This window comes from Gordonia iterans (genome assembly GCF_002993285.1).
In the GTDB taxonomy this organism is placed as follows: Bacteria; Actinomycetota; Actinomycetes; order Mycobacteriales; family Mycobacteriaceae; genus Gordonia; species Gordonia iterans.
The window spans coordinates 2,931,996-2,958,407 of record NZ_CP027433.1 but is presented as its reverse complement, the minus strand read 5'-3'; the positions used below and the strand labels follow the sequence as shown (position 1 = coordinate 2,958,407).

Genomic DNA, 26,412 nt, shown 5'->3' with positions numbered 1-26,412 from the left:
AGCGGGCCGTTCACTCCTCGCCGGGCAGCGGGGACCACTGCGGCCAGTGCACGTCGCCGGTCGCCATTCCGGAGACGAAGCGTGCGACCTGCCGGAGTGTGGCCCGGAGTTGTCGTAGACGTACGCCTGGTCGCAGCGCCCGATCGCACGGTTGACCAGCGGCCACACGCGCCGGTAGCGCGCGCGGATCTTCTCCTCCGGGACTGAATGGCCGCCGGAGGAGACGCGGCGGGCGACCCGCTCGACGGCCAGTTCCTCGGGCACCATCACCGCGTGCAGCACCACCCGGAAGCCGTGGTCGTGCGCCGCGTCGATCAGATCGAGCTTCGACGGGTGCGAGAACACCGTCTCCACGATGAACGGCCTGCCCATCGAGACCAGCATCGCGCGTGTGTCGGACGCGATCCTGGCCTCGTACGACCGTTCCTCGGCGTGCTCCGGCCACCGGTTCCTGGCGATGTCGTCTGCGTTGACGTACACCGATCCGGGGAGCCGGGGTATCAGGAACACGCCGATGAACGAACTCTTCCCGGCTCCGTTGCAGCCGACCACCAGGTCCAGGCGCGGGGTGCTCACCCGTGGAGGAGCCGCTGTGAACCGTCGGGGAGATGCTCGACGATCTCGCCGGCGTCGTTCAGCGTGACCGAGCGGTGTCCGCGCGCGGCCCGCTGCTCGACGAAGTCGACCTCATCGAGGCCGGCCTCGATGGATGCGGCGAGTTCGGCGTCGAACACGACCGCCTCGTCCGGGGTCAGCTGGTCGCTGGGGAAGGAGCCGCCGAGGGCGGCGTCGACACGGCGGCGCGCGACACTGGTCTGCTCAGACACTGCGCGTCCGACGCGCGCCCAGTGCTCGAGCTGCTGGCGCGCCGATCGCTGGGCTCGCGCGCCCGCGGCGGCCGCGTCGTCGAACAGCTCCGAGGAGAACCGGGTCGCCTTGTCCGCGGTGGTCATCGCGCTCTCCCGTCCGCTGTTGCAATCTGCAACAACCAGCCTAGTGATGGCGTTGCGGCCGGTCAACGACGCGCGGTCACTCGTCGGCGAAGGCCTCGGCCGGGACGATGTAGGTGAGCGTGACGTCCCACGGCGCGACACCCCACCGGCTCACCGCGTCGACCGCGAGAGTGCTGGCGCCGTTGAGGGCTTCCTCGGACGCGGGGGCGGCGATCGTCTGGCCTTCGGTCTCGTCGGTGGCCGGCCACACCTCGCTGCCGGACGGGGCGGGCTTGGTCTCCAGCAGGATGCGGTCGACCCCGTCCTCGTGGATTCCGGCGATCAGGCAGTAGCGTCCGTCCGAGTCGTCCCACCCGCCGGGCTCGACGACGATCAGCTCGCCGCGCCCGAACGCCTCGGCGGCGGCCCGGAACACCGCCCGGCCCAGGTCGTCCCACGGATCGCCGACCACCTCGCTCGGGGGCACGGCGGTGAACACTCGGCCGCCGATCTGGTGGCCCTCGTCGGTGCGCTCGGTGGCCTGACGCTCCTGCAGCATCAGGGTGCCGGTGTCGGCATCGAACAGGGCGGCTTCGCGGTACCGGCCAGGGCCGATCGCGGTGCGGGCCACCGAACCGACACCGATCACCTCGGCGAAGGCGGCGGCGTCGTTCAGATGCCACACGGTCGGCTCATCAGCCCAGACCTGGACGAGGCCGCCGACGGGAATCCCGAACACGGCACTGGCGAGGGTCGCACCCTCATTGAGCGGGATGTCGTTCATGTCTCGTGCTCCTTGGTCGGGGTTCGTCATCCACTATGCCGCAGACGGGGGGCCGTCGCGGAGGAGACCGAACGCGAGCACACGCCAGCCCCGACCGCGCCTCAGGACGGGTCGATCCGGCCGAGGACGATGTCGGCGAGTTCCTCGGTGCGGTGCTCGGGAAGCCAGTGATCGGCGTCCTCGATGACCTTCAGATCGAAGTCCGCGACCACGTAGTCGGCGGTGATCTCGGCGCCCTTGCGCGACAACGCGACGTCGCCCGAACTCCACACGTGGGTGGTCGGGACCGCGACGCGACGCGCCATGTCGGGCGGCGAGCTCAGCATCATCGCGCGGTACCAGTTGAGCGCCCCGGGGAGCGAACCCTTGTCGAGGAAGCGGGTGTGGACGTCGGCGAGCAGCTCGTCGTCCATCCCGGCGTGCCGCAGGATCCGGTCGAAGCGATCGGGGAAGCGGCGCGCGAACTGCTCGGCGAGGTACGGCGGCTGGAATGCGTAGATGTACCAGGACTTCAACGCCTGGTCACTGGTCACCATCGACTTCAGGAACGCACCCGGGTGCGGAACAGAGACGCTGGTGAGAGTGCGCACCAGGTCCGCCCGGGCGGCGGCGAGGCGCCAGGCCACCACCGCGCCCCAGTCGTGGCCGACGACGTGGACCGGACCGTCGCCGAGTTGCTCGATGAGTGCGGCGGCGTCGTCCACCAGCAGCCCGGTCCGGTAGTTGATCCGTCCCTTCGGCCGGGCGCCCGGCGAGTAGCCGCGCTGGTCGGGGCAGACAGTACGGAATCCGCGGGCGTTCAGCAGCGGCGTGAGCTTGCCCCACATGTAGGCGCCCTGCGGAAAACCGTGCAGCAGCAGCACCGTGCCCCTGGACTCGCCCCCGTCGGTGGGTGGCGAATCGACGACGTCGAAGGTGAACCCGGCATGTGTGTACTGCTCCATGAACCCGTCTCTTCCGCTAGGCGACGGTCACGACCTTACTTGGTAGTAGGTTCGACGGAAACTTCGATCTCGGGAATGGTGAGCGGATGCTCGATCTCGTCGCGCCACAACTTGGCCGCGACATAGAAGACCGCAGTCACCGGGGCCGGCAGCAGGCCGGCGAGGGTGAACGTCCAACCGAGGCCGATGAGATGGGCGACCGGCGCGGCGAGCGCCATCGACACCGGCATGAGCGAGGCCGACACGAAGAAGTCCAGCGCCGAGATCCGGCCCAGCAGTTCCTTGGGCACGCGCCGCTGCAGGAGCGTGCCCCACAGGACCATCGGGCCGTCGAGCATCAGGCCGATCAGGAAGCCCGCGATCACAAACCACACGGTCTTGTGTGCGAACCCCATGATCACCAGCGGCACCACGCAGACCGACCAGAGTCCGAAGATCACCGAGAGATAGCGGCGCGGCATCGGCAGCGATGCGAACACGAACGCACCCAGGGCCGCGCCGGCGCCGAAGGCGGCCAGCACCAGGGAGTGGCTGGCGGCGTCTCCGCCGGCCCGGTCGCGCAGGGCGAACGGCACCAGCACCTCGATCGGTCCCATCGCCATCAGAACTGCGAACGACACGAAGAAGAGCGACGCCCACAGCCAGGGAGTGTGCCGCATGTAGCCGAACCCCTCGCCGAGGTCGGTGAGCACGCCGCGCACCGGAAGCCGGGCCGCACGTTCGGCGCTGACCGTGAGGACCTCGTCGTCGACCGGGCCCATCGCCACGTAACACGCGGCCGACAGGATGCAGGCGAGCGCACCGACCGCGATCGCGGTGCCGGGCGAGGCGGCGCCGATGATCACACCGGCGATCATCGGGCCCGCGGCCTGGAACAGCACCGGCCGCATGAAGCCCTCGACGCCGTTGGCCGCCTGCAGTTCGGCCGCCCCGACGATCCGCGGCAGCAGTGCCGAGTACGCGGGGTAGTACATGCCGGTGGTGATGCCGCCGAGCAGCGCGGCGACCACCAGGTGCGGAACGGTCAGCACGCCGAACAGCGAGGCCGCTCCGACCGTGCCGAAGGCGACCAGCTTGACCGTCTCGAGCGCGACGATGATCTTGCGCTGGGAGATCCGGTCGGCGAGCACGCCGCCGAAGAGCGTCGACACCACCATGCCGACGGCGGCGACACCGGACACGAGGGACACCTGGCCGGGTCCGCCGCCGAGCCCGATCACCTGCCAGACGACGGCGATCAGCCAGACGCCGTCGCCGAACAGCGCCAGCGCCAGGCCGGCGGCCAGCCACCGGTACTGCGGCAGCGCGAACGGCCGCAGCACTCGGGGCAGGCTAGAGGCGGAGGTGGTCACCAGAAGAGCTTGCCGCACGGTGCAGTCCTGGCGCCAACCGTTTTCCGGTGCCCGGCGGCCGGATCGTCACGACCAGTCGTCGGTGACCAGGCGGCGGACCTCGTCGGCGGTGAGCTTGGCGCTGAGGTGCGCGGGAGGCCCGACCGGCCGGCACTCACGCGGCCAGGGGCGGGATGCCCGACAGCGGTTGCGCATCGACGGGAAAGGAGTAGCCCGACTCCCACGGGAAACGACTCCGCTCATCCGGCCAGATCAGCTGGAGCGCGGGGAAATCGGGGCCGTAGAGCAGTCGGGTCACGTGCATCTCGGAGGTGTCGACCGCTGGGAGGCCTGCCAGCAAGTGCGGCGGCTGCACGACGCCGCCCAGGAACTTCGACTCTAGAAAGGTCCGGTCGGCCAGCGCGAGCTCGGCCGCACGGTTGAGGATCCGGCAGGCCAGATCCGGGTCGAGACCGGTGATCAGCAGTTCCGGGCGGCGGTGCTCGGTCAGACCGGTGGTGTAGGCCACCGGTGCACCGGACGCATCGCCGAACACGCCGGTCACCGACCAGCGCCCGGCCGCGATCTGCTCGTACGCGGTGCTCACCAGGTCGTCCGGGCCGCTGCAGCGCGGGTCGAATTCACACATCGTCGTCTCCCTCCGTAGGCCGCCGGGATTCGGCGGATATCGAATGGGTGTTCGATATGCCGCAGACTCTACGGCGGGGGTGAGACAAGAAAGGGGAGGGACGCGGTCTCGACAGAGTCGGTGATCGGCCGGCCTCGAGATCTCGAACGGCGCACCGGCGTTTCGGACCGGCCCGGAGTCACCCGCCGCCGAGGTTGATCGGGCTGCCCGTGATGTTGGAGACGATGCCCTTGATGATCCCGGTGCCGTCGGCACCCTGGAGCGAGGAGTACCAGGCCGTGGTCGCCGCGGCGTCGTACATGTGCGTCTCCTCGCCGCGTCTGCGGGCGCGCAGCACCAGCTCACCGGCGCGCTCGGCGCGGATCCTCGCGTAGCGCCGGAGCGTGTCCTCGACGCTGATCGTGTTGGTCGCGACGGCGATGCCGAGCGCGAAGCTGTCCTCGAGCGCCGAGCAGGCGCCCTGGCCGATGTCCGGGGCGGTGTTGTGGGCGGCGTCGCCGAGGATCGCCACCCGGCCCTTGGTCCAGGACGGGAACGGGCTGATGTCCCAGATCTCCACGCGGTTGAGCGAGGCGTCCGGATCGATCGCCTCGATCAGCGCCTGCGCACCGGGCGCCCACCCGTCGAAGGCCTGCTTCAGCGGGCCGACCCCGTCGGAGCGGTCGTAGGGGAGTCCGGCTTCCTGCGGGACGTCGAACCAGAAGTAGAAGCGGTCGCCGGCCACCGGCATGACGCAGGCGCGCTTGCCCTCGGCCACGTAGCTGGTCCACTGGTTCTTCGGGCCGATCGCTTCGTTGGCCGGGATCAGGCCGTTGAAGTTGGTGTATCCGGCGTACTCGCGCACCGGAACGGGTTCGCCGTCGGGCGTCACGTAGTCGCGAGTGATCGAGCGGGCGCCGTCGGCCCCGATCAGCATGTCGGCGGTGTCGATCGAGCCGTCGGCGAAGGTGACCGTCACCGTCTCGCCGTCGTCGTCGATGCCTTCCATCCGCATGCCGAGCTTCACGTCGTCGAGCCCGAAACGTTCCATGAGCAGGGCCTGCAGGTCGGCCCGGGCGACCGGGTGCGGCTTCTGACCGGTCTGCTCGGTGATCGGCGCGAGCGAGAATCGGCAGAGTTCCTCGCCGGTGTGTCCGTCCGCGTACGACATGAATGCCATGTCGCCGCCGAGCGCCGCGACCTCCTCGCCCAGCCCGAGCCAGTTGAGGACCTTGACCCCGTTGGACCACAGCGACAGCGCCGCGCCGACCGGCTTGTTCTCCTTCATCTGGTCGTAGATGACGACGTCGTGACCGAGCCGCTTGAGCGCGATGCCCGCGCTGGTGCCGCCGATGCCGGCTCCGATGATGATGACCTTCATGGCGCAAAAGCTAGGAGTCTGGTTTCACCTCCGCGTTCCTGGCAGATTGCGGAGCGGTTAACCGGCCTGCTCAGCGCACCTCGAAGCGCCGCCGGCATGTGCTGTGACCTGCGCCGAAGCCGCGTCCGTGGTGTGATCTTCCAAGATCGTCGTCGAGATCGGTGCCCGTTTTGTAGCCGCTGACCTGCCGGCGAGCGGGCCCGGCGCAGGAGAGTGAACACCTATGGAACCGTCCGCCCCGCTTGCCGCTTTCCACGCCATGAACGACGACGACGCTCGCGCTGCGCTGCTGGGGGTGTGCGCGTCACCCGACTGGGCTGCGCGGATGCTCGCCGCGCGGCCGTTCGCCTCGGCGGAGGCTGCCGCGTCGCTGGCTCGTGAACTGGTCGAGGATCTGCCCGACGCGGAGATCTTCACCGCGCTGGACGGCCACCCGCGCATCGGGGAGCGGTCCGGGGAGGCCTCGTCGTCGTCGGAACAGGCCGCGGTGCTGGCCTCCGGTGAGGACTTCCTGGAGCGCATGCGCGCGGCGAACCGGGAGTACGAGGAGGTGTTCGGACACGTGTACCTGGTCGCCGCGGCCGGCCGCGAGCCCGAGGAGCTGTACCGCCTTCTGCTCGCGCGGCTGGGCAACACCCCCGACGAGGAACTGGCGGTGCTCCGGGAGGAACTCGGTGAGATCAATGCACGACGCACCGCCGGGTTGCTCGCCCCGGCGGAGGCGACGCCGACCCGGGACGACCTGGTCGAAGTCTCCACCCATGTGCTCGACACCACCACCGGCCGGCCCGCGGTGGGGATGGCGGTCGAACTGACGGGGCCCGGCGGCCGCGTGGCCTCCGGGGTGACCGACACCGACGGCCGGATCCCGGGTTTCGCGAGGGTTCCGGCGGGACGCTACACAGCGGTGTTCGCGACCGGTGACTACTTTCCGGACGGGCTGTATCCGGTAGTGGCGATCACGCTGGACCTGACGCCGGGCAAGGTGCATCTGCCGCTGCTGCTGTCGCCGTTCGCCTACTCGACGTACCGGGGCAGCTGACTCGGCGAGGCTGGCTAGACTGGTCCGGTGCCAGGCAGAATCCCCGATCGCGACATCACGGCTATTCGTGAACAGACGCGGATCGAGGACATCGTCGGCGACTACGTGGCCCTGCGCCGCGCCGGCGCCGACAGCATGAAGGGGCTGTGTCCCTTCCACGACGAGAAGTCGCCGTCGTTCCACGTCCGCCCCAACCACGGCCACTTCCACTGCTTCGGCTGCGGCGAAGGCGGCGACGTCTACACGTTCCTGCAGAAGCAGGAGCACATCACCTTCGTCGAGGCCGTCGAGCAACTCGCCGACCGGATCGGTTACCGCATCAACTACGAAGGCGGCGGGACGGCCATCGTCCGCGACCGCGGGACGCGGGCGCGCCTGGTCGCGGCCAACGCGGCGGCTCAGCGCTACTACGCCGAGCAGTTGCGTACCCCCGACGCCCAAGTCGCTCGGGACTTCCTGACCGAGCGCGGATTCGATCAGGCGGCGGCCGAGACGTTCGGCTGCGGTTACGCGCCGGCCGGCTGGGACACGATGACCAAGGTGCTGCTGTCCCAGGGCTTCACCTTCGCCGAGCTGGAGGCGGCGGGACTGAGCAAGCAGGGGCGCAAGGGCCCGATCGACCGATTCCACCGACGGTTGCTCTGGCCGATCCGCAACCTGGCCGGCGACGTGATCGGCTTCGGCGCCCGGAAGCTGTTCGACGACGACAACCTCGGCAAGTACATGAACACGCCCGAGACCATGCTCTACAAGAAGTCGCAGGTGCTCTTCGGGCTCGACCTGGCCAAGCGCGAGATCGCCAAGAGTCACCAGGTGGTGATCGTCGAGGGCTACACCGACGTGATGGCCATGCACGTCGCGGGTGTGCCGACCGCCGTCGCCTCGTGCGGCACCGCATTCGGCGAGGATCACCTCGCGTTGATCCGTCGCCTGATGATGGACGACTCGTACTTCCGGGGCGAGGTGATCTACACCTTCGACGGCGACGAGGCAGGCAAGGCCGCCGCGCTCAAGGCGTTCGAGGGCGAGCAGGCGATCGCCGGACAGACCTTCGTGGCGGTCGCTCCGGACGGCATGGATCCGTGCGAGCTGCGTCAGCGCTCGGGCGATGCGGCCGTGCGGGACCTGATCGCCCAGCGCATCCCGATGTTCGAGTTCGCCATCAAGGCACTGCTCGCCCAGCACGACCTCGACACGGCCGAGGGGCGGGTGGCAGGGCTCCGGGACACAGTCCCGGTGGTGGCGCGGATCCGCGACGTCGCGCTACGCGACGAGTATGCGCGCCAGCTGGCCGGCTGGGTCGGCTGGGAGGACGTCGCCCAAGTCCTCAGCCGGGTGCGCGGGACGGCCAAGCGGGGGCGCGGCGGACCGCCGAGCGGCCGCGGCCGCCAGCCCGGACGGATGGCACCGCCGGAGGCGGCCTCGCCGCCGCCGACGGCCCGGCCGATGCCGAACGATCCGAAGCTGTGGCCGCAGCGCGAGGCGCTCAAAGCGGCGATCCAATACCCGGGGATCTCCGGGAGCGTCTTCGATTCGCTGCCCACCGACTGCTTCACCGAGCCGGCCTACGCGCTGGTGCGACAGACCATCACGAACGTCGGCGGCACCGCGTCGGGGTTGTCGGGGGCGTCGTGGGTGGATGCGATCAGTCAGGGCGTCGACAACCCGGCACTGACCCCGCTGGTGACCGAGCTCGCCGTCGAAGACCTGCCGGTGGACGAGGACAAACTGCCGCGGTACATCAACAGTGTGCTGGCCCGGCTGCAGGAGGTATGGGTGGGAGCGCAGATCGCCGACCTCAAGTCCAAGCTGCGGCGCATGTCGCCCGGCGGCGATCCGGACGGCTACAACGCCTTGTTCGGCGATCTCGTCGCCCTCGAGTCGTACCGGCGCAGCCTCCTGGAACAGGCCTTCGACGACGCCTGACCCGGCGGCCGCCGCGCGGACTCACCCCGCCTGCGGGCGGCGGCGCAGGTCTCCGATCTCGATGCCGGCTTCGCGACGCAGCGCCTTCCGCAGCCCCGAAGCGGTGTCGTAGCCCGCGGCGACGGCCGCCGACGAGACCGTCGAGCCGCCGTGCAGGCGCTGCGCGGCGATGTTGAGCCGGGCCCGCACCCGCCAGCGCCGGAACGCCAGACCGGTCTCGTCGACGAAGAGCCGCTGGACGTGCCGGGCGCTCACCCCGCGCGCGCCCGCGAGTTCGGTGAGCGGGGCGTCGTCGCTCACGCAGGCACGCGCGATCGCGGCGGCGACCGGGTGGCGCGGCGCGGTCAGCGGGAAGAGGGGTTTCAGCAGGGGCAGGAGGACGTCGTCGAGCATGGACCGGAACACCTGGACCTGCTCGGCGGTCTGCGGGGCGACGCCGAGGATCGCGGTCATCACGGCGGTGAGCTCCCCGAGCGCGGGCAGCCGCCGGATGCCCTCGGGCGGATACGTGCCCGGCGAGAGGGTCGGGCCCAGGACCAGGCTGCCGGGCTCGTACCGGGCCGCGTGCGGGACGTGCGGCGCGAGCCAGAGCGCCTCGTGCTGCCGCAGGGTGACCGAGGTGCCGGCCACCTCCAGGTGTGCGGCGCCGACGGCGACATACACCAGATGTGCGAAGTGGTGCGAGTGCTCGGCGTGACCGAGGAACCGGAGCGCGTTCTCGGGGTCGGTTTCTACCAGGCTGCGCGGCACTGCGGTCTTCATCACACTCCTGAAGTCCGGTTGGGAGCACGGTGATGTCCGGTTGGGACTCACCCGCCCACGGGTCGATTACCTAGCTTAGTCTTACCTACCCTTCACGGAAGCGAGCGAACTGATGCCGATGAGGCACTCGAGAGTACTGGCGTTGTTGGCGGCCCTCGGCCTGATCATCGGGCTCGGGGCGTGCTCCTCGTCGTCCACCGGCTCCGGCCAGACCCGCGCCGTCGAGACCGATCAAGGCACCGTGCAGGTGCCCGTCGACGCCCAGCGCGTGGTGCTGCTCAACTACTCCCTCGCGGGATACCTGTTCGATCTGGACGTGCCGGTGGTCGCGATGACGCCCGCGCACACCGAGCGCCCCGGCGAGTTCGCGCCGGCCTGGAAGCAGGACGCGGAGAAGCAGGGCACCAACTGGCTCCCGTGGAGCGCCGACGGATTCGACACCGAAGCCATCCTCGCGCAGGACCCGGATCTGATCATCGCCGGCGGCCTGGGCTTCCCCCTCAAACACGCCACCGAGGCGTACAGCGAACTGAGCAAGATCGCCCCGACCGTCGTCGTCAGCGGGGATCTGACCCAGTGGCAGCAGCAGTTCGAGTTCCTGGCCGACGAGGTCTTCGACAAGCCCCAGGTGTACGACGACGCGGTCAAGGCCTACGACGACCGGATCACGCAGGTCCGTGACGCGATCACCGTTCCGGCCGGCGAGAGCGCCTTCCTCTCGATGACCGCCGACGGGAACGTCTACGTGCTGATCGAGAACCGCGGCCTGCCCAAGGAGTTCGAGAAGCTCGGCTTCCGGCCGGCGCCCCTCTTCGCCACCGGGAAGTACCAGCCGTACGTGGCCGGCGGCGACAGCTTCGCCCTCTCCACCGAGCAGGTCGGCCAGGTGCTGACGATGGACACGCTGTTCGTGATCGGATTCCAGACGCAGACCCAGACCGTCGCCGAGCTGCGGAAGCGGCCGATCTTCGCCCAACTGCCCGCCTTCGAGAAGAATCAGGCCTACGACCTGCCCTACGGCGCGCAGCGCGGCAACTACGACGACGCGATGGAACTGCTGACGATCGTCGAGCAGACCTTCGCGAAGGACAAGTGATCCGATGACGATCGGCCGCTTTGTGCCGCTGCCGCTCGTGTGGCGGAGACTGACGGTGCTGCGGACCTCCGAGCCGACCCCGCGGATGCGCCGGGTGACGCTCGGCGGACCGGAGGCCGGGGCGTTCGCCCGCGACGGCCTGGACCTCCCCGCGTTCACCAGTCTGGCGTTCGACGACCACGTGAAGGTGGTCCTGGCACCCGGCGGTGACCTCGAGAGTGCGCTGCCGGTGCAGCGCGCGAACGGGATCGAGTGGCCGGCGTCGGCGACCCGGGTGACCCGCGACTACACCCCCGTGCACGTCGACGCCGAGGCGGGCGAGCTCAGTCTGGACTTCGTCGTGCACACTCCCGAGGGCGCCGGGGGCGCAGGCCCCGCGGAGGAATGGGCGGCCGCGGCCAGGCCTGGCGACGAGCTCGTGATCGTGGGGCCGAAGTCGTCGAGCATCGTCCCCGGCGACGCGCAGTGGGCGTTTCTGATCGGGGACGAGACGGGGCTCCCGGCGATTGAGCGCTTCCTGACCGAGCGGCCCGTCACCGGTCCGGTCACCGTGGTGGTGCACGCGACAGCACATGAGGCGCTGCCGGAACTTCCCCTGCGGCAACATGATTCACTGATCACAGTGGTCTCCGAGGCGGGTGACCCGAAGGCTCTGGTCAACGCCATGCGTGAGACGGTCCGGCCGGACGGCCCGGGCTACGTCTGGGCGGGCGCGGAAAGCCGGTCGCTGCTGGCGGTGCGCCGACTGGTGACCCGCGAATGGGGCGTGCCCAAGGACCGGCAGAACATCACCGGCTACTGGCACCGGGTCGACGCCCGCCCCGCCGAACCCGCTTCGCCGGGCGCACCGGCGCGACCGGCGGCCGGCCAGCTTCTTCCGGTGCTGCCGCAGGTGGTGCACTCGCCGGTGTCGTGGTTCGCGGTGCGCATCGCCCTGCGCAGCGGGCTGCTCGGGCGCTGCGAGTCGGCTCCGGCCGCGATCGGCACGCTCGCGGCGGAGTTGCAGATCCCCCGGACGCGCCTGGAACCGCTGGTGAGGCTGCTGACCGCGGCCGAGGTCCTCGCGATGAACGACGACGGGACGGTCTCCGTCGGTCCCGGGGGCGAGCTGATCCTCGGTGACGAGCACGTGGCCGAACTGTTCGACGGCTGGTGGGCCGACCAGGTGATGACGCTGACCGATCTGGACGAGCGGCTCGGCGACGACGAACCGAACTGGAGGCAGCGCCGCGGCGACAGCTACTACGCCTACCTGACCGCCGACGCCGAGCGCTACGGGGAGCTGATGGAGACGGCGGAACGGCTGACGTTCCTGCTGCCGGCGATCCGCACCGTGCCTGCCCTGGCCGACGGCGGACCGCTCGTCACGGTGGGGCCCGGTGCGGCGATCGTCGGCGGCGCGTTGGCCGCCGACGGCCGCGCGGTGCGCATCGTCGAGGACACGGTGCCCCGGGAGGCGCTCGCGGCCGCGCTGGGCGAGTCGCCGGTGGAGCTGTCCGGGACGTTCGACGAGCCGAGGCCGGTGGTCGCGGCGCTGGCGCTGGACGCGCGCGACGAGCACGAGGCGGGGGAGTACCTGGCGGGGCTCGCGGCGGTGTCGTCGTCGTTGGTGTTGATCGAGGCGACTGGTACGGATGCGCTCGGACCGCGCGCCGGAGATCAGGCCCTGGTGCGGGTCGGCGTCAACGGCGCCGGGCCGCGCACCCGCGACGATCTGGAGTCGCTGGCTGTGCGTTCCGGCTGGCAGCTCACCGACGCGACGCCGTTGGGCTGGGGCGTCGAGGCGCTCACGCTGGAGGCGGCGCCGGCGCGTTGACCGCACGCCGTTTCGCCTGGTTCGCCGCCGCGTGCGTGTTGCTCGCGGCGGTCGTCGTCGTGAGCGTGATGGTCGGCTCGGCGCAGTTGTCGCCGTCGACCGTGTGGTCTGCGCTGACCGCACCGGACGGCGGGATCGACCACAACACGATCCGGCAGGTGCGGGTTCCGCGGACCGTGCTCGGCCTGCTGGTGGGCGCCGCGCTGGGCGTCGGCGGCGCCCTGATGCAGGCGGTCACCCGCAATCCGCTCGCCGATCCGGGTCTGCTCGGCGTCAACGCCGGTGCGGCGCTGGCGGTGGTGCTCGCGGTCGCCTTTCTCGGCTTCACGCGCATCGAGCAGTACCTGTGGCCCGCATTCGCGGGTGCGGTGGTCGGCGCGGTTCTGGTGGTGGTGATCGCCTCTCGGGCGCCCGGCGGCGCGACGCCGCTGCGCCTGACCCTGGTGGGGGTCGCGGTGACCGCGGTGTTCACCGGGATCACGATGAGCCTCTCGCTGGTCGATCCCGAGCGCTTCGACCGGATGCGCTTCTGGGGCGTCGGCTCCATCACCGACCGACCGCCGGGCACGGTCGAGGCGGTGCTGCCGTTCATCGCAGTCGGCCTCGTGCTCGCTCTGCTGGCCGGTCGTGCCCTGAACGCGCTCGCGCTCGGCGACGACCTGGCCGCCTCGGTCGGGGCGCGAGTCGCGGTGATCCGGCTGGCCGGACTGGCGGGCCTGGTGATCCTGTGCGGCGCGGCGACCGCGGCCGCCGGGCCGATCGCCTTCATCGGGCTGATGATCCCGCATGCGGTGCGGATGACGGTCGGGCCCGATCAGCGGCTGGTGCTGGCCTTCGCCGTCGTCCTCGGTCCGGTGCTGTTGCTGAGCGCCGACGTCCTGGGCCGGCTGGTGGTGTGGCCGGACGAGTTGGCGGTGGGCGTGATGACGCCGCTGATCGGCGCGCCGGTGCTGATCTGGCTGGTGCGCAGGCCGGAGATGCGGCGGTGATCGGCACGGACGGCGGCGGGCGCGCGCGGACACTGGTCGCCGGGCCGGTCGTCGCGCGGTACCGGCTGCGAGCGGCGGCGGTGAACCTGGCGGTCGCGCTGGTGATCCTGGTCTGTCTGGGGCTGGCGCTGGTGCTCGGCCGATACGGACTGTCGTGGGCTGAGGTGTGGCAGGCGCTTACGTTCCAGGGCGGCCGCAAGGTGGAGCTGACCGCCGACCGGCGGATCCGTCGTGCACTGGCGGCGGTGGTGTTCGGGGCCTGCCTGGGTATCAGCGGCATGATCTTCCAGTCGCTGACCCGCAATCCGCTGGGCAGTCCGGATGTGATCGGCTTGAACTCGGGGGCCTACACCGGTGTGGTGGCCGTGATGTTGTTCGGGGGATCCGGGTACGCGGCGACCGCGTTCGGGGCGGTCGGCGGATCGCTCGTCGCCGCCGCGGCCGTCTTCGCGCTCTCGTACCGGCACGGTGTCGACGGCTTCCGGCTGATCATCGTCGGGATCGCGGTCGGGGCGATCCTGACGTCGCTGAACAACTGGTTCGCGGTCAAGGCCGATCTCGACGAGGCGATGCGGGCGGCCATCTGGGGCGCCGGCTCGCTTGCAGGCGTCACGTGGACACCGTTGCTGGCGGCGACCGCCGTCGCACTGGGCGCAGCGGTGGCGCTGCCGGTGCTGACTCAGCGGATCTCGCAGCTCGAGCTCGGCGACGACGCCGCCGCGGCGCTCGGCCTCCGGGTGGAGCGGACCCGGACGCTGATGGTCTTCGTCGGGGTCGTGTACACGGCCGCGGTCACCGCGATCGCCGGGCCGATCGCGTTCATCGCGCTGGCGGCTCCGCAGATCGCACGCCGCCTGCACGGGCCGGGCTCCAGCCTGACCGTCGTCGGCTCGGCGCTGATCGGGGCGCTGCTGCTGAGCGTCGCCGACCTCGTCGCCCAGTACCTGCTGCCCGGCGACACCCGGCTGCCGGTCGGCGCCGTGACCGTCGTCCTGGGCGGCACGTACCTGATCTGGCTGCTGATCCGGGAGAACGGCCGCCGATGAGCGCTCGCTGCCCGGTGACAAGCGGCTGCCAGTCGGCGCTGAACAAGATGCCGGGCATCGCGGCCAGCTGCCCGAGCCGTGCTCCTCCGTGGATGCGCAGGAGTCCTCGATGCGGAGCGGGACCGTCTCGGCGAGCTTCCCGGACGGATTGGCGTCGCCGTACAGCACATCCGCCGCCGCCGACGACCCGCAGGCTTGGCCGCTAGACCGAGATCGAGCAGGGCATACAATGAACGGGTCAAGAAAACCGGACAGTGAATGGTTGATGTTCTGGTCCCGTACGGTTGTGGCATGACAAGCGTTGCTGGTTCGCGCAAGGGCAGGGTCAAACGGGAGGAGGCGCTGCGGGTCGCGCTCGAAGTCTTCGCCGAGCAGGGATACCGCCGGACGTCGCTGCGAACGGTCGCCGACCGCGCCGGTCTGAGCCTGGCCGGACTGATGCACTACTTCGATTCCAAGGAGTCGATGCTCACGGAGATCCTGCGCGCCCGCGATGAGGACTCGCGTCGGCGGTTCGCCGGCGGGGGTGACCGGTTGGACTACCTGCTGGCCACGATCGAGCACAACTCCGGGGAACCCGGCCTCGTCGCCCTCTACCTCTCGCTCGGCGCCGCGGCCGTCGACGAGAAGCATCCGGCCCACGAGTTCTTCGTCGGTCGACTGCGGCGAGTGCGAGCGGAGATCGTCGAGTATGCGCGCAGCCGGGGGCGGGCGCCGCGCGCGCCGCTGACCGAGGAGGCCGCCGCTCAGCTCACGCTGGCGATGATCGACGGCATTCAGGTGCAGTGGCTGGCCGACTCGTCGATCGACATGGCGCAGCGTATACGCGAGGGGATCGACGTCTTGTACACCGTGGACCGCGGGGTTCAGTAGCGTCAGGACCTCAAGAGGCGATGCGCTGCTGACCGCAGTGGTCTTCGCCCGGCGCGATCGCGGTCAGATCGGAGAATCGGCAGCATGAGCGGACGGATCCACCTTCTGCGGGCGGTGAACGTCGGCGGCGCAAAGCTGCCGATGGCGGAGCTGCGCGAGGTCGCCGCTTCGCTCGGTGCCACGCAGGTGCGAACCTATATCGCGTCGGGAAACCTCATCTGCGAGCCGCCCGGTGATTCCGGGGCGTTCGATCGGGCCCTCGAGCAGGCCGTGCTCGAGCGGTTCGGGTTCTTCCGCGAGGTGATCTCGCGCAGTCACGAGGAACTGGTGGCCGCCCGTGCGGCGCATCCGTTCGAGGTGATCGAGCCCAGGTTCTCGTACATCACGTTCCTGGCGGGCGAACCCGCCGCGGAGAACGTCGCCAAGGCGCGGACCTTCGCGACCGGTGACGACGTGTGGGATGTGATCGGGCGCGAGATGCACGTGCGCTACATCGGTGGCGCCGGACGCCCGCAGATGAAGGACGCGTCGATCGGGCGGGCGATCGGTGTGCCGGGCACCGCCCGGAACCTCAACACGGTCGACAAGCTGATCGACCTCACCCGCTGACAGGCCGTTCGCAGGCGACCTGCTGCTCCGAACACAGCAGGCCGGCAGAATGTCGCGGTGGGGCCACCGGGGCTCGAACCCGGGACCAGCGGATTATGAGTCCGCGGCTCTAACCAACTGAGCTATAGCCCCCGAAAGGCCGAGCCCGCACCTTCTGCGGGCCCGGCGACGGACTGGGTCAGTCCTGCAACTCCATGCCGCTGGCATCCCGGTGCCATGGGGTGCCGGGCTTGGAGACCAGGATCAGGATGCCTTCGATCAGCCCCCAGATCGCCGAGACGAACGACAGGATGCCGAGGGTGAGCACCGTGATCAGCAACTGTGCGACAGCCTTGCCGGTGAAGCCCAGATAGAAGTTGTGAACGCCGAAGACGCCCAGCAGGATGCCGAGGATTCCGGCTACGATCTTCGACTTCTGGCCGACCGGGGCGTAACCGGGGGCCGGTGCACCGTAGGGCTGACCGTACTGCGGCGCTGCGTACTGCTGGCCGCCGTAGGGATCCTGCGGGACGCCGTAGGGCTGGCCGGCGAACGGCTGCTCCGTGCCGGGCTGGTGCCCTGCGTCGTCGGCCGGATTCTGCGGCTGGCCTTCCGATTGGCCGGAGGGATTCAGCCCGGACGGATCTTGGGGAGTGCTCACGGGAATCCTTCGCTGGAACGATGACTAGAACGTCGACAAGCCTAGCGCCTCACAGCACCGACTTCACCGGTGGACCGTCGTACGGTTTGGACGCGGTCTTGCGGACGAAGCTGTACAGCCAGACGATCAGGCCGACGAAGACGAACACACCGACCACCTGCGCCGCGGTGCTGTAGCCCTCGCCGAGGAAGGGCAGCGCAAGCGGCTCCTCCTTGCCGGTGCCGGCGATCAACCCGGCGAACAAGACACCGTACAAGCTCTCGCCGACGATCAGGCCGGTCGCCATCAGCACGCCGAGGCGCTTCTTGCGCGCGGCGTCGGCACGGTCCCGATCGGCCCAGTTGTCGTACGCACGCCCGATGAATGCGCCGATCGGGATGATCAGGGTCAGCGCCATCGGCAGGTACATGCCCATGCCGACCGCCAGGGGCGGAAGCCGGAACGACGTCGTGCGTTTGAGCACCTCGTCGACGACGATCACGACGGCGCCGATCGCCACACCGAGCCAGATCAGCCCCCAGTCGAGGTCGCTGCCGAACACGCCCTGTGCCAACGACGACATCAGTGCGGCCTGCGGCGCCGCCAGTGCGTCGTCGCCGGCTCCGGGCGCTCCCTGAAAGCCGAACGCGGTGTTCATCAGTCCCAGCACCGGTGGGATCACGATGGCGCCGAACATCACGCCGATCACCAGCGCCACCTGCTGCTTCCACGGGGTGGCCCCGACCAGCTGGCCGGTCTTGAGGTCTTGCAGGTTGTCGTTGGAGATGGTCGCGATTCCGAAGACGACGGCCGCGGTGAACAGCGTGTACGCGGTCATCGCGAGCGCCTCGTCGCCGCCGTCGCTGCCGTGAGTGGCCTTCAGCAGTACCGCGGCCAGCAGCACCACCAGGATGCCGACACCGGATATCGGGCTGTTCGACGACCCGATCAGGCCGGCCATGTAGCCGCACACGGCGCCCACGATCAGCCCGATCGACAGCACGAAGATCACGCTGATGGCGACCATGCCGCCCGCATTCTGGGCGATGACGCTGTCCTGCAAGAAGTCCCAGAGCAGCCAGCCCACCGGGATCATCGAGATCAGCACGACGCCGCCCACGTATTGGATGGGGATGTCGCGCTCGGTGATGTCGACCAGTTCGCCGCCGCGGCGTTTCCGTGCGCTGGCCACCGAATCGACGATCCCGCGCACGATCGGCACGATCAGGGTCAGCAGAGTCCACACCGCGGCCACCGCGATCGCGCCGGCGCCGATGAACCGGACGTCGCCGGCGAAGATCGTACTCACCTGGTCGAGCAGGTCACCGGCGCCGATCTCCCCGGACGATCGGATCGGCAACAGCACGAAGTACGAGATCACCAGGCCGACCAGCATCGCGACGCCCACCGAGACGCCCACCAGGTGCCCGACGCCGATGAGTGCCATGGACAGGCTCGCGCCCCACATCGAGGCGCCGCCGGCGACCTTGAACGCTCCGGACACCGAACTGGCGACCACCTTGAGCGAGGCCAGCAGCGAGAACCCGGCCGCCACCAGCGAGCCGGTGACGATCATGCGCATGCCGCCGCGGTTCTGCTCGGCTCCCACCTCGCTGTCGCCCACCTTGAGCACCTCGGCGGCCGCGACGCCCTCGGGGAAGGGCAGATCTGATCCGGTCACCAGCACCCGCCGCAGCGGGATGGAGTACATGACGCCGAGGATGCCGCCGATCGCACAGACGGCGACGGTCTCCCAATACGGGAACCCGGTCCACCAGCCGATCATGATCAGGCCGGGCAGCACGAAGATGATCGCCGACAGGGTTCCGGCCGCCGAGGCGATGGTCTGAACGATGTTGTTCTCGACGATCGAGTGGTTGGCGAAGTATCGCAGCACCGACATCGAGATCACCGCGGCCGGAATCGCGGTGGCGAAAGTGAGGCCGACCTTGAGGCCGAGGTACACGTTGGCGGCGGTGAAGACCAGGGTGATCAGGCCACCCAGAATCACACTTCGGAGGGTCAGCTCCCGCAACGTCGAACTGCGTGTGGCACTGGTCATCTGCTCACCTTAGAACCGGTGGGAGTGGCCTCGTACCGTTACCCCGCACCGCGATTCGGGCAAAGGGGGCGAGTCGCCGATTCCCGGTCTTCGAGCTGGTGTCCCGTCGGTGATCGACTCTCGAGTGCTGTGAAGTGGCTCGTGGAGAACCACTTCACAGCACACGCCGTCCGGGACCGTCCGGTCAGCGCGCCTCGGTGATGCCGATCGACGGCAAGAAGACGTAGGTGACGTCGCCGCGCTTGACCGTGCCGTAGACCGCGCACAGCACCAGGCCGGGACCGGTCTCGACGACCCCGCCGCGGACGCCGTTCGAGGGCACGATCGAGAGGGCCCGTTTGAGTGCGTTGATCGGCGTGTTGTACGTGGCGGCCGGGATGGGCGCGGCTTTCACATGACTTCTCACCGCATCCAGCACGGTGTCGATCAGGCCTCCGAGGGGTGCGTCGAGTCCGCCCCGCAGGGTGTTCAAGTTGAACCAGGCGACGTGCAGCCCGGACTTGTCGCCGAAGTCGGCGAAGACGCCGACCGAGACGAAGCCGCACAGAATCTCGCCGCGACGCACGGCGTTGACGCTGACCCCGGCGACGGTCAGATTCCCGATGCCGGGCGTGTACGGACCGGCGACAGCCCCGCCGACACCTACCGGGAGGGTGAGATCGGTGCTCAGGCCCAGACTGGGGGTGAAGGCGCTGATCCCGAGCTGACGCAGCAGCTTGTTCGCGGTGCCGACGCCGTCGACCGGGGTGGGCGTCTGCTGGATCGGGTTGAGCGATCGAGCGGTGTCGATGGCCTTGCCCGCGGGCACGGAGGCCGCCTGCGTGGCGGCTCCCGCCGCCCGGGTCGCCAGCGTGGTCGCCTGGCCGGCCGCCGACGCCAGTCGGCGGATGCCCTTCTCAGCCACGTTACTCATGGCTAAACGGTACAATGATTGTTGGCATCGTCGGGAAATCTGTCGTACCCGGAGCACAGAATAGAGACGTACACCACGTGCATCGCCGATTCGGGAGGCCCACCATGCAGAAGATCGTTCCGAACATCTGGTTCGACGGCAACGCCGCCGAAGCCGCCGACTATTACGCACAGGTCTTGCCGAACACCGCCGGCCGAGTTCTGATGCGCTATCCCGACGAGGGCCTGCCCGACTTCCAGAAGCACTTGGCGGGCGAGCCCCTTACCGCCGAGATCGTGATCGGGGACTACCAGATCGTCTTCATCAACGCCGGGCCGGAGTTCGCGCCCAACGAGTCGGTGAGCTTCATGCTGAACTTCGATCCGTCCGGCGATGCGGATGCGGCGTCGAATCTCGACCTGGTCTGGGCCGGACTGGCCGACGGCGGCGACGTGCTCAGCGACCTGGGGGAGTACCCGTTCAGCCCGCGGTACGGCCAGGTGCGGGACCGATACGGCGTCACCTGGCAGTTGATCCTCACCAACCCCGAGGGCGAGCCGCGGCCCTTCGTGATCCCGTCGCTGCTCTTCTGCGGTGCGGCGCAGAACAAGGCCAGGGAGGCGATTTCGAAGTACACGTCACTGTTCGACGATGCTGGCGTCGGCATGGTGGTCGAGTACTCGACGGCGACAGGTGCGGCGCGCGCCGACTCGGTGATGTTCGGCGACTTCCGGCTCGCCGGTCAATGGTTCACCGCGGCGGATTCGCCCGAGCCCAGAGATTTCTCGTTCACGTGCGGCGTGAGCTTCCAGGTGAACTGCGCCGACCAGGCGGAGATCGACCGGTTCTGGGAGGCGCTCTCGGCGGTGCCGGAGGCCGAGCAGTGCGGCTGGTGCGCCGACGAGTTCGGCCTCAGCTGGCAGATCGTGCCGGCGGACATGGATTCACTGATGACCGGCCCGGAAGCCTACGGGGCGATGATGGGGATGAAGAAGATCGTCATCGCCGACTTCCCGAGCTAGGCGCCGCCTCGTGGCCGGTGGGGAAGTCGGCGGGGTCGTCGACCATTTCCAGCAACTGCCCCTCGGCGAGGGACTCGGCGGCGATCTCGTCGCGCACGGTCGTCGCCAGCGCCGTCTCCTTGACGAAACAGAGTGCGACGAGTGACACCACTGCCACGGGGACCAGGAAGAGGAAGACCGGGACGAGCGCCTCGTTGTAGGCGTGGATCACCAAGTCGCGCAGGGGATCGGGCATCTGGTTGACCATCTCCGGCGTGAGGTGCTTGCGTTCGGAGGCGACGTCTCCGCCGGGCGCGACGGCACCGCTCAGCTTCTCGTTGAGCAGGCCGATGAGGCGATTCGCGAACACCGCGCCGACGATGGCCGCTCCGAGTGTGGAACCCACCTGCCGGAAGTAGTTCGTGGCCGCCGTCGCGGTCCCGACGATCGCACCGCCGGGGAAGGAGTTCTGCACGATCAGGGTCAAGATCTGCAGTGACAGTCCGATGCCGGTGCCGAGCACGCCCAGATACAGGCACATGAGCCAGGTCGGACTCTCGATGTGGAGGGTGGACAGCAGCGCCAGACCGACGCCGATGATCACCGAGCCGACGATCGGGAACGCTTTGTAGCGTCCGGTTCGGGTGACGACGCGTCCGGCGGCGACCGAGGCCACCAGCAGGCCGCCCATCATCGGAATCATCAGCAGGCCGGCGACCGTCGCGCTGACGCCCAGCGCCATCTGAATGTAGGTCGGCATGTAACCGAGGGCTCCGAACATCGCGATCCCGATCATCAGGGCAGCGATGGTCGTCACGGTGAAGTTGCGGTCCTTGAACAGCGCCATGGGAATCACCGGGTGCACTGCGCGGGTCTCGGCCCAGCAGAACGCCGCCCCGATGACGACAGTCGCCGCGATCAAGCCGATGATGTGCGGCGAGCTCCAGGCGTACTTGGTGCCGCCCCACGTCGAGACCAGCACCAGCGTGGTGGTCGCCGTGGCGATCAGCGTCATACCGAGGTAGTCCAGCTTGGGCCGCTGGGTGCGTTCGACCTTGGGGAGCTGCAAGAAGACCACGCAGGCGCCGATGGCGAGTGCGCCGAGCGGAATGTTCATCCAGAACGCCCACCGCCAGCCCGGGCCCTCGGTGAGCCAGCCGCCCAGCAGCGGGCCGGCCACCGACGCGACCGCGAACACCGCGCCGATCATGCCCATGTAGCGGCCCCGCTCGCGGGCGGGGACGACGTCGGCGATGGCGGCCTGCGACAGCACCATCAACCCGCCGCCGCCCAGGCCCTGGATCACGCGGGCTGCGATCAGCACGTCGATGTTCTGCGCGAGTGCGCCGAGGATCGACCCGGCGATGAAGATCGAGATCGCGGCCAGAATCACCGGCTTGCGGCCGAACAGGTCGCCGATCCGGCCGTAGACGGGCATCACCACGGTGGTGGCCAGGATGTAGCCGGTGATCACCCACGGCATCAGGTCGACGCCTTCGAGTTCTCCGACCATGGTCGGCAGCGCAGTCGAGAGCACGGTCTGGTTCAGCGCGGCCAGAAGCATGGTGATCATCAGGCCGATGAACAGGAACAGGATCTTGCGGTCGCCGGCGGCTTCAGCGGTCGGCGGGGCGGTGCGGTCAGTCAACGAATCTCTCTCAGGGCTGTACGGAAGGCGGCGAGTGCGTTCTCGACGGCGGAGGGGTCCGGGTCGTCGAGCAGGTCTGGGTCGTCGTGATAGGCGAAGCGGAGCACGGCACCGGCGAGCAGGAGTAGGGCGCGGGCCGTGTCGGAGGCGGTCGGCGCGGCCGGATCGTCGGCCAGGCGCTGCGACAGCACACTCATCAGCAGGTCCTGGGTGGCGACTCGGTGGGCGCGGATGCTGTCGACCAGTTCGGGGTGCGCGGCGACGATCCGCCGCAGCTCGGGGCTGGCCCGCGGTCCGATCGTGGCCATGGTCGCCATCGTCAGCTGCAGGGCCTTGCCCAGGCGGTCCTCGTCGTTCCGAGTGAGGAAGGTCTCCAGCGCCTTCGGGGGAATACGCGGTTCCTGGACGCCGAGGACCGCGTCCTCCTTGGAGGCGAAGTAGTTGAAGAAGGTGCGGCGCGAGATGCCCGCCCGCTCGGCGATCGCGCTGACCGTCGCCGCGGCGAGGCCGTCGCGCAGGGTCAACTCGACGGCGGCCTCATGGATACGCCGGAACGTCTCGGCCCGCTTGCGGTCCCGCACTCCGTCAAATTCTTGCACTGGTGCATTATTGCACCAGTGCAATCTGTTGCGCAACTGGCGGGCGGAACCGCGAGGTCCCCTCTCGTAGTCTGGAGGGCATGACCGCACAAGTGCTCGACGTCTGCGTCGTCCATCAGTTATTGCCCGACCCCGGCGGAAGAGCCGGGGTCACCGCGATCGACAAGCGGCCCGTCGACGGGCCGGTGAAGGTCGGACCCTACGGGCTGTATCGCGATGTCCAGGCCGACCGGAAGCATCACGGCGGGCTGGACCAGGCGGTCTACGTGTACGCCGACGAGGACGCGCGACGATGGTCCGCCGAGCTCGGGCGCGACACCCCGCCGGGGTGGTTCGGGGAGAACCTGCGCACGACGGGGATCGATGTCTCGGGCGCCCGGATAGGGGAGCGGTGGCAGATCGGCGCGAAGGTGGTCGTCGAGGTGACCAAGCCCCGGATTCCGTGTCAGACCTTCGCGCGCTGGGTCGGCGGCGACGACGAGCGCGGCTGGGTGAAGCGCTTCGCACAAGCCGGGCGTCCGGGCGCCTATCTGCGAATCGTGCAGGGCGGCAAGGTTTCTGCGGGGGACGAGATCGTCGTCGTTGATCGTCCGGCGGGTGCGCTGAGCATCGCGGAGGTGTTCGCCGGCGGGTGAGGTGCTTCGAAGACACCGGCCCGTAGAAAACACCAGCGCCCCGGCACGAATGCCGGGGCGCTGGTGTTGAGGTCTGTCAGAGAGCGGTGACGTTCGTCGCCTGCGGGCCCTTGGCGCCCTGCTCGACGTCGAACTCGACGCGCTGTGCCTCTTCGAGGTTGCGGAAACCGCTACCGTTGATTGAGGTGAAGTGGACGAAGATGTCTTCGCTTCCACCGTCGGGGGCGATGAAGCCGAAGCCCTTTTCGCCGTTGAACCATTTGACGGTGCCTTGTGCCACGCTTGTTACTACCATTCTGTGTATCTGGAACGCAGGGACACGATAAGTCACCTGCCCCACACACTCTTCCACACATTGCGTCGAATGGAAACACCGGACACGAAATAACCGCCACATTCAGGTGTTCGTACGCCTCGGGGAGGCGCTGCGGCGCGCTCGTCCGGTGATCCGCGCCGACGGGATGTCAGCGTTCGGCGAGGAGGCGCCGGACCTCGTCGTCGCCGGTCTGCCCGAAATCCCGGTAGAAGGCGCCGACCGCGCCGAACGGCGTCGGGGTCCACGGACACACGACGGCCTCTGCCTCGGAGCGCAATTCCCGGCAGGTGGCTGCCGGTGCCACCGGCACGGCGACGATGATCGCCCGCGGGCCCGCCGACCGCACCGCCCGCACCGCGGCGCGCATGGTGTTGCCGGTGGCGAGTCCGTCGTCGACGACGATGGCCGTCGCATCGGCCCATTCGGCCGGTTCCAGTCCACCTCGGTACTTCTGCTCGCGGCGCCGCAGCTCCGCGGTCTCGTCATCGATCACCTGCCGGATCTGTCCGGGTGTGATGCCCAGGGCGCCGATGAGGCCGTCGTCGAGCACCGTCTGCTGATTCGGGGCGATCGCGCCGAAGGCCAGTTCCTCGTGGCCGGGCACTCCGAGTTTGCGCACGATGAGCCGGGCGTGCAGGACGCCGGCCACCTCGAAGGCCACGGGGACGCCTCCGCGCGCGATGCCCAGGACGACGACGTCGCCCCGGTCCCGGTACTCGCCCAGCGAAGCCGCGAGCACCTGACCGGCGTCGCGGCGATTGCGAAACCGGTCGCCGTGCGACCGACTGCCGTGAGATCGACTGCGCATCCGGTGCCTCCGATCATGCGGATCCCGCCGGGGTAGCTGCCCGAGTTCCATGCGCGGCGCTTTCCGGCTCGTCGGCAAGGCCGGTCGGATCCTTTGTCGCCGGATGGCCGTGGCCTTGCGTTTGTCGACTCCGTTGACTCGGTCTCTAGCTGTCCGTCCCCTGGATGAGTGGGCCGATCGCGACCCCGAATACGTCCGCAGCGCGGTCGCTTCGCATCTACTAGATTGACGGATGATTTCAGCAACCCCATGACGAGGAGCCTCGCCGGTGACCCATCTCCATGGTGCCCCCACACCCCTGCCCCCGCAGCCGGCTGGGCCCGGACCGACTGCTGCGACGAAGATTCTGCTCGGGATCGTCGCAGTCCTGGTCGTGGCAATCATCGCCGTCGTGGCCGCCATCGTGATCGATCGCGGCGACGACAAACCGTCGCCGGACCCCGTCGCCACCCAGATCAGCGACGCGGCGCCGAGTCCCGGGGAACAGCATGCCGACGACCCGTCGGCGGACGCGCCCACAGCCCCGGTAGCGGGCGCCTACCCCGGCGCGGGCGGAGCAAGGCCGGACGGTGCCACACCGCTGCGGACGTACACCAAGAGCGGTGTGACGCACGCGCATCTGCTCACACCGACCGGCGGGATCGGATGCGACTTCAGTACACCGAACGAGTACACGGGCCAGGGCCAGTGCGGTGTCAGGAGCATGAGCGGGCCGGACAGCCCGCTGGGGTGTGTGAATCGCAGTGGGACATGCAAAGGCAAGTGGCTGTTCCAGTTCAAGGACGATCGTGTCGGCGATCCGGTCGACTCGTCCGGCACCACCGGTTGGATGAACCAGCCCGCCAACGACGGATACCAGGTGCCGCGGGTGGAGTACGGCAAGCAGTACTACTTCGATGACTGGGCCATCGCCTCCGAAGAGAACGGACTAACTGTGTGGAACTCCACCACTGGGTCGGGAGTGTTCCTGTCCAGGGAGAAGGCCGAGAGGTTCGACGGACCTGGTCGTGGCACCGAAACCGCTGCGCGGGGCGATGACCAGAAGATCGTTCTCGGCTCAGCAGTCAGCAACAGCAGGGGCTTCGGGACCGTGCAACCCCGCGAGATCCACTCCGGAGGCTCGGGCTCGTCCACCTATGCGTACGACCTCACATGGCGGGACTGGGGTGGTGACCGGGCTACCGCCACGGGGCTCGGGTACTACGCCCCGCCGGGCGCCCCCCGGGCGAATGCTCCGATTGAGGAAGACGTACCCATCACCGTGGTGGCATTCGAGCCGAGTATGTGCAACGGGCAGCGCGCGTACACCAAGGTTGCGTACTTCTTTCCTGGTAAGAGTGAGACGTTTGAGTCGGCACGGGTCTTGAACGCGTGCTGGGAACGGTAGCGGGGGCGTCGCCGATGAAGGCGTTCGGGCCGATCGACCTCGAAGATCTCTCGTAGGTCGTCCGCCTCGTCTCGACCGCGATAGTGGCAGGTGGCGTCGGCGAAGTGCGCCGAGTACCTGAGGTGCAACGCAAGAAGCCCGCTGTGATCAGCGGGCTTCTTGGAGCTCCCCCAATTGGACTCGAACCAATAACCTGCCGATTAACAGTCGGCTGCTCTGCCAATTGAGCTATGGGGGAATGCTGCGGTGGTCTTTCCGGACCGAGAACAGACTTTATCCCATCGGC

Annotated in this window: 25 protein-coding genes, 2 tRNA genes and 2 pseudogenes; 12 read left to right on the top strand and 17 right to left on the bottom strand. The window is 69.1% G+C overall.

Translation table 11 applies throughout. The features are described from left to right. Nucleotides 1-10 precede the first annotated feature (10 nt). The 7 genes and pseudogenes from C6V83_RS13585 to hpxO form a co-directional block, all read right to left on the bottom strand. Nucleotides 11-576, bottom strand: a pseudogene (locus C6V83_RS13585) (zeta toxin family protein). Continuing rightward, nucleotides 573-953: a TA system antitoxin ParD family protein gene (locus C6V83_RS13580; RefSeq protein ID WP_105942839.1), complete on the bottom strand. Its 381-nt coding sequence runs from the start codon at nucleotides 951-953 to the stop codon at nucleotides 573-575. The pseudogene C6V83_RS13585 and the gene C6V83_RS13580 overlap by 4 nt, the downstream one beginning before the upstream one ends. A 76-nt stretch (nucleotides 954-1,029) precedes the next feature. Further along, the gene (locus tag C6V83_RS13575; protein ID WP_105942838.1) at nucleotides 1,030-1,716 is read right to left on the bottom strand and encodes a hypothetical protein; all 687 of its coding nucleotides are present in this window, start codon (nucleotides 1,714-1,716) and stop codon (nucleotides 1,030-1,032) included. A 101-nt stretch (nucleotides 1,717-1,817) separates the two neighbouring features. Continuing rightward, nucleotides 1,818-2,660: an alpha/beta fold hydrolase gene (locus C6V83_RS13570; protein ID WP_105942837.1), complete on the bottom strand. Its 843-nt coding sequence runs from the start codon at nucleotides 2,658-2,660 to the stop codon at nucleotides 1,818-1,820. A gap of 35 nt (nucleotides 2,661-2,695) precedes the next feature. Next, nucleotides 2,696-4,015, bottom strand: coding sequence for an MFS transporter (locus C6V83_RS13565; RefSeq protein WP_105943953.1), 1,320 nt, complete (start codon nucleotides 4,013-4,015; stop codon nucleotides 2,696-2,698). Between the two features lie 151 nt (nucleotides 4,016-4,166). Next, nucleotides 4,167-4,640, bottom strand: a complete 474-nt coding sequence (locus C6V83_RS13560; protein WP_105942836.1) for a DUF4262 domain-containing protein — start codon at nucleotides 4,638-4,640, stop codon at nucleotides 4,167-4,169. Nucleotides 4,641-4,818: 178 nt separating this feature from the next. Further along, nucleotides 4,819-6,000 (bottom strand): FAD-dependent urate hydroxylase HpxO, encoded by a 1,182-nt coding sequence (gene hpxO, locus C6V83_RS13555; protein ID WP_105942835.1) that lies wholly within the window; start codon nucleotides 5,998-6,000, stop codon nucleotides 4,819-4,821. Nucleotides 6,001-6,223: 223 nt separating this feature from the next. On the opposite strand from hpxO, the pseudogene uraD reads away from it, so the two are divergent. The 3 genes and pseudogenes from uraD to dnaG all read left to right on the top strand — a co-directional run. After that, nucleotides 6,224-6,709: pseudogene (uraD, locus tag C6V83_RS18530) on the top strand (2-oxo-4-hydroxy-4-carboxy-5-ureidoimidazoline decarboxylase); the annotation flags it as partial. A gap of 33 nt (nucleotides 6,710-6,742) precedes the next feature. Next, the gene (locus C6V83_RS18525; protein WP_199832663.1) at nucleotides 6,743-7,042 is read left to right on the top strand and encodes a hydroxyisourate hydrolase; all 300 of its coding nucleotides are present in this window, start codon (nucleotides 6,743-6,745) and stop codon (nucleotides 7,040-7,042) included. A 27-nt stretch (nucleotides 7,043-7,069) separates the two neighbouring features. Next, the gene (gene dnaG / locus C6V83_RS13545) at nucleotides 7,070-8,968 is read left to right on the top strand and encodes a DNA primase (protein WP_105942833.1); all 1,899 of its coding nucleotides are present in this window, start codon (nucleotides 7,070-7,072) and stop codon (nucleotides 8,966-8,968) included. A 21-nt stretch (nucleotides 8,969-8,989) separates the two neighbouring features. Here dnaG and C6V83_RS13540 read toward each other — a convergent pair whose 3' ends face one another. Beyond that, entirely contained in the window at nucleotides 8,990-9,730 is a 741-nt protein-coding gene (locus C6V83_RS13540; RefSeq protein WP_105942832.1) for an AraC family transcriptional regulator, read from the bottom strand. Nucleotides 9,731-9,842: 112 nt separating this feature from the next. Here C6V83_RS13540 and C6V83_RS13535 point away from each other — a divergent pair, with 112 nt between their 5' ends. From C6V83_RS13535 to C6V83_RS13510, 6 genes are all read left to right on the top strand, one after another. Continuing rightward, on the top strand, nucleotides 9,843-10,826 hold the full coding sequence (locus tag C6V83_RS13535) for an ABC transporter substrate-binding protein (protein WP_234353736.1): 984 nt from the start codon (nucleotides 9,843-9,845) through the stop codon (nucleotides 10,824-10,826). A gap of 4 nt (nucleotides 10,827-10,830) precedes the next feature. Next, a complete protein-coding gene (locus C6V83_RS13530) occupies nucleotides 10,831-12,642 on the top strand; it encodes a siderophore-interacting protein (RefSeq protein ID WP_105942831.1) in 1,812 nt (603 codons plus the stop codon). After that, nucleotides 12,639-13,631, top strand: a complete 993-nt coding sequence (locus C6V83_RS13525; RefSeq protein ID WP_234353735.1) for a FecCD family ABC transporter permease — start codon at nucleotides 12,639-12,641, stop codon at nucleotides 13,629-13,631. Before C6V83_RS13530 ends, C6V83_RS13525 begins: the two co-directional genes overlap by 4 nt. Then, entirely contained in the window at nucleotides 13,628-14,677 is a 1,050-nt protein-coding gene (locus tag C6V83_RS13520; RefSeq protein ID WP_234353734.1) for a FecCD family ABC transporter permease, read from the top strand. The genes C6V83_RS13525 and C6V83_RS13520 overlap by 4 nt, the downstream gene beginning before the upstream one ends. Nucleotides 14,678-14,968: 291 nt before the next feature. Beyond that, nucleotides 14,969-15,550, top strand: coding sequence for a TetR/AcrR family transcriptional regulator (locus C6V83_RS13515; protein WP_159067520.1), 582 nt, complete (start codon nucleotides 14,969-14,971; stop codon nucleotides 15,548-15,550). 84 nt (nucleotides 15,551-15,634) lie between these two features. Further along, nucleotides 15,635-16,159 (top strand): DUF1697 domain-containing protein, encoded by a 525-nt coding sequence (locus C6V83_RS13510; protein ID WP_105942829.1) that lies wholly within the window; start codon nucleotides 15,635-15,637, stop codon nucleotides 16,157-16,159. A 58-nt stretch (nucleotides 16,160-16,217) separates the two neighbouring features. Here the strand turns inward: C6V83_RS13510 and C6V83_RS13505 are convergent. The 4 genes from C6V83_RS13505 to C6V83_RS13490 form a co-directional block, all read right to left on the bottom strand. Next, nucleotides 16,218-16,291, bottom strand: a tRNA-Ile gene (locus C6V83_RS13505). 46 nt (nucleotides 16,292-16,337) lie between these two features. Continuing rightward, nucleotides 16,338-16,799 (bottom strand): TM2 domain-containing protein, encoded by a 462-nt coding sequence (locus C6V83_RS13500; RefSeq protein ID WP_234353733.1) that lies wholly within the window; start codon nucleotides 16,797-16,799, stop codon nucleotides 16,338-16,340. A 49-nt stretch (nucleotides 16,800-16,848) separates the two neighbouring features. After that, the gene (locus C6V83_RS13495; RefSeq protein WP_105942827.1) at nucleotides 16,849-18,840 is read right to left on the bottom strand and encodes an OPT family oligopeptide transporter; all 1,992 of its coding nucleotides are present in this window, start codon (nucleotides 18,838-18,840) and stop codon (nucleotides 16,849-16,851) included. A 184-nt stretch (nucleotides 18,841-19,024) separates the two neighbouring features. Next, nucleotides 19,025-19,753: a hypothetical protein gene (locus tag C6V83_RS13490; RefSeq protein WP_199832518.1), complete on the bottom strand. Its 729-nt coding sequence runs from the start codon at nucleotides 19,751-19,753 to the stop codon at nucleotides 19,025-19,027. A 104-nt stretch (nucleotides 19,754-19,857) separates the two neighbouring features. On the opposite strand from C6V83_RS13490, the gene C6V83_RS13485 reads away from it, so the two are divergent. After that, a complete protein-coding gene (locus C6V83_RS13485) occupies nucleotides 19,858-20,754 on the top strand; it encodes a VOC family protein (protein ID WP_105942826.1) in 897 nt (298 codons plus the stop codon). Here C6V83_RS13485 and C6V83_RS13480 read toward each other — a convergent pair. Together C6V83_RS13480 and C6V83_RS13475 are read right to left on the bottom strand one after the other, a co-directional pair. Continuing rightward, complete coding sequence (locus tag C6V83_RS13480; protein WP_234353732.1) at nucleotides 20,732-22,381, bottom strand: MDR family MFS transporter; 1,650 nt, start codon at nucleotides 22,379-22,381, stop codon at nucleotides 20,732-20,734. The two genes, C6V83_RS13485 and C6V83_RS13480, sit on opposite strands and share 23 nt — an antisense overlap. After that, nucleotides 22,378-22,980 (bottom strand): TetR/AcrR family transcriptional regulator, encoded by a 603-nt coding sequence (locus C6V83_RS13475; RefSeq protein WP_234353731.1) that lies wholly within the window; start codon nucleotides 22,978-22,980, stop codon nucleotides 22,378-22,380. Before C6V83_RS13475 ends, C6V83_RS13480 begins: the two co-directional genes overlap by 4 nt. A gap of 80 nt (nucleotides 22,981-23,060) precedes the next feature. Here C6V83_RS13475 and C6V83_RS13470 point away from each other — a divergent pair, with 80 nt between their 5' ends. Beyond that, nucleotides 23,061-23,615 carry an MOSC domain-containing protein gene (locus C6V83_RS13470; protein ID WP_105942824.1) on the top strand — a complete coding sequence of 185 codons (555 nt, stop codon included), beginning with the start codon at nucleotides 23,061-23,063 and terminating at the stop codon, nucleotides 23,613-23,615. A 76-nt stretch (nucleotides 23,616-23,691) separates the two neighbouring features. Here C6V83_RS13470 and C6V83_RS13465 read toward each other — a convergent pair whose 3' ends face one another. Together C6V83_RS13465 and C6V83_RS13460 are read right to left on the bottom strand one after the other, a co-directional pair. Then, nucleotides 23,692-23,895 carry a cold-shock protein gene (locus C6V83_RS13465; RefSeq protein WP_105942823.1) on the bottom strand — a complete coding sequence of 68 codons (204 nt, stop codon included), beginning with the start codon at nucleotides 23,893-23,895 and terminating at the stop codon, nucleotides 23,692-23,694. Nucleotides 23,896-24,079: 184 nt separating this feature from the next. Continuing rightward, nucleotides 24,080-24,739: a phosphoribosyltransferase gene (locus tag C6V83_RS13460; RefSeq protein WP_105942822.1), complete on the bottom strand. Its 660-nt coding sequence runs from the start codon at nucleotides 24,737-24,739 to the stop codon at nucleotides 24,080-24,082. A 268-nt stretch (nucleotides 24,740-25,007) separates the two neighbouring features. Between C6V83_RS13460 and C6V83_RS13455 the strand changes: the two genes are divergently transcribed. Next, a complete protein-coding gene (locus C6V83_RS13455) occupies nucleotides 25,008-26,126 on the top strand; it encodes a hypothetical protein (RefSeq protein ID WP_159067519.1) in 1,119 nt (372 codons plus the stop codon). A 165-nt stretch (nucleotides 26,127-26,291) separates the two neighbouring features. Here C6V83_RS13455 and C6V83_RS13450 read toward each other — a convergent pair. Then, a tRNA-Asn gene (locus tag C6V83_RS13450) sits at nucleotides 26,292-26,364 on the bottom strand. Between the last annotated feature and the right edge of the window lie 48 nt (nucleotides 26,365-26,412).